Here is a 2,034-nt window from a genome sequence, read left to right on the forward strand (position 1 = left end):
CGCCACTTCGCCCAGCCCGGTCGCGGGCAGGCGATTTGCGAAGGCCGTGCGCGAAAGCGGGTGGTAATCATACCGATTCCGGAGTTGTTCCGGGAATGTGGCGAAAACATCCGGGTCCAGCCGGGTGAACAGGATGGGCCTGGCCGCGTCTTTACAATGCTCCTCCAGGAGCAGGCCGAGGGCTTCAACGCTTTTGCCCTCGCAAAAGACCGCTTCCGGGAGACCTATGCGGGCGGTCCTGCCGTGGTCGAAGAGGATGCCCTTGGCGGCGTCGGTTTGAATGTCCATATCGTGTCCCTACTGTCGCGGCCGGGCCGCGTATTGGTGGTTGCAAAATCGGGCCGGGTATTCCGGCATCGTGTACACGGTCTGTAACGCCCGCAGGGAACGGAACATAGATACGGAATTATCCAATTTTTGCACTATCCTGCCCAAGTGATCCGAAACTGTAAAAAAAGCCACCCGGAAGCGGGCTTTGCTTCCGGGTGGCCATGCTCTTGCCCCGGCGCTCTTACCAGCCGGAAGCGGTCTTGCCGAAATGGTCCGCCACTTTCTTGAGATTTTTTGGGATGTCGATGCCGGCCGGGCACTGGCCCGCACAGCGGTTGCAGCCATCGCAGTTTTCGGCCGCCTTGGGCATGCCTTTCATGGCCAGGCCGTAATTGGCGTGGCCGATGCGCTCCACATGCTTGAAGGCCCGGTCTACGCCGTAAAGCTGGAAGCACTGCATGATATGCACGCCCATGGGACAATGGCATTTGCCGCACTCGATACAGGGGATGTCGTTCTTGCCCTTGAGTAGTGCGCGCACCTTGTCCAGGGTCTCCACTTCCTGCGCGGTCAGGGGAATGTCCGATTCCTTGGCCGTGCGCAGGTTTTCCTCGACGTGCTCCATCTTGTTCATGCCGCTGATGCACACGCTCACTTCCGGGTTGTTCCAGACCCAGCGGAAGGCCCAGGCCGCGGGGGTACGCTTGATGCCGGTGGCGTTGAAAATCGCCAGCGCATCATCGGGCAGATGGGCCGAGAGCATGCCGCCCATCTGCGCTTCCATGGCCACAAAGCCCATATCGCGCAAGGCCGCCTGACGGATGCCGTACATGCCGGCCTGGAAGTTGATGTCATGGTAGTTGCATACGTGCTGGCAAAAGGACCAGTCGTAAAAATCCATGACTTCCTGGAACAGCTCCGGCGAATCGTGGAAGGAAAAGCCGATGTTCCGCACTTTCCCGCTGGCCTTGGCCTTGTCCAGAAAGTCCGGGAGGTCGTGTTTGATGAGCTCGCGCCACGTGTGGCCGATGATGTTGTGCACCAAGTAGAAGTCAATATGGTCCGTTTTCAGGCGCTTGAGCTGCGCGTCCAGGAATTTGTCCATGTCCGCCCGGGACGTGACCGCCCAGATGGGGAGCTTGGTGGCGATGTAGAAACGGTCGCGCCCGAACTGCTTGACGCATTCGCCCACAAAGGGTTCGCTGTCGCCGCCCTCGGACTGGATCTTGCTGTGGTACGGCCAGCTGGTGTCGATATAGTTAAGGCCGCCGTCCAGGGCCCGGCCCACCAGCTTGAGGCCCTGGGGGTAATCAATCCTGCCGTAGTCATTGTCGATGACCGGCATGCGCATGGTGCCGAAGCCGAGTACTGAGACCTTTTCGCCGGTCTTGCCGAAGGTGCGGTAACGCATGTCGGCATTAAAATTGCGAATGGACTTGGTATCGCCGGTCCTTTCGGCTGCTGCGGCCTGGAGCACAGTAGCCCCGCTGCCGACCAAAGCGCCCGCAACACCTGCAAGCGCGGCCGATTTGATAAAATTTCGCCTGTTCATCGTTGTTCCTTTGTCTGAAGGTTGGTTATGGGCTTGCAGAACGCACACCATGCCGAGCGGTGTGGTGGCGGTTTGAGTGGGAGTATTGAGATAGGTCGTCAATTTCGTACGCCATGTTAAGCGGCAATCGGCAGTTTTGGTTCCATCATCCTGCTTCTGACAAACGCCGCTGGTGAGAGATAGCCAAGTGCTGCCTGGCGTCTTTGTCGATT

At 59.0% G+C, this 2,034-nt stretch carries 1 protein-coding gene and 1 pseudogene; both read right to left on the reverse strand.

The features are described 5' to 3' along the window. Nucleotides 1-288: pseudogene (locus tag V6C07_RS08580) on the reverse strand (nickel pincer cofactor biosynthesis protein LarB); the annotation flags it as partial. 223 nt (nucleotides 289-511) lie between these two features. Further along, nucleotides 512-1,822, reverse strand: coding sequence for an aldo/keto reductase (locus V6C07_RS08585; RefSeq protein WP_333535979.1), 1,311 nt, complete (start codon nucleotides 1,820-1,822; stop codon nucleotides 512-514). Nucleotides 1,823-2,034: the final 212 nt, after the last annotated feature.

This window comes from Desulfovibrio sp. 1214_IL3152 (genome assembly GCF_036763055.1).
Lineage (GTDB): Bacteria > Desulfobacterota > Desulfovibrionia > Desulfovibrionales > Desulfovibrionaceae > Desulfovibrio.

Coding starts and splice junctions, on each gene's coding strand:
- V6C07_RS08585 (WP_333535979.1), bottom strand. CDS start 1,822: ATGAACAGGCGAAATTTTATCAAATCGGCCGCGCTTGCAGGTGTTGCG.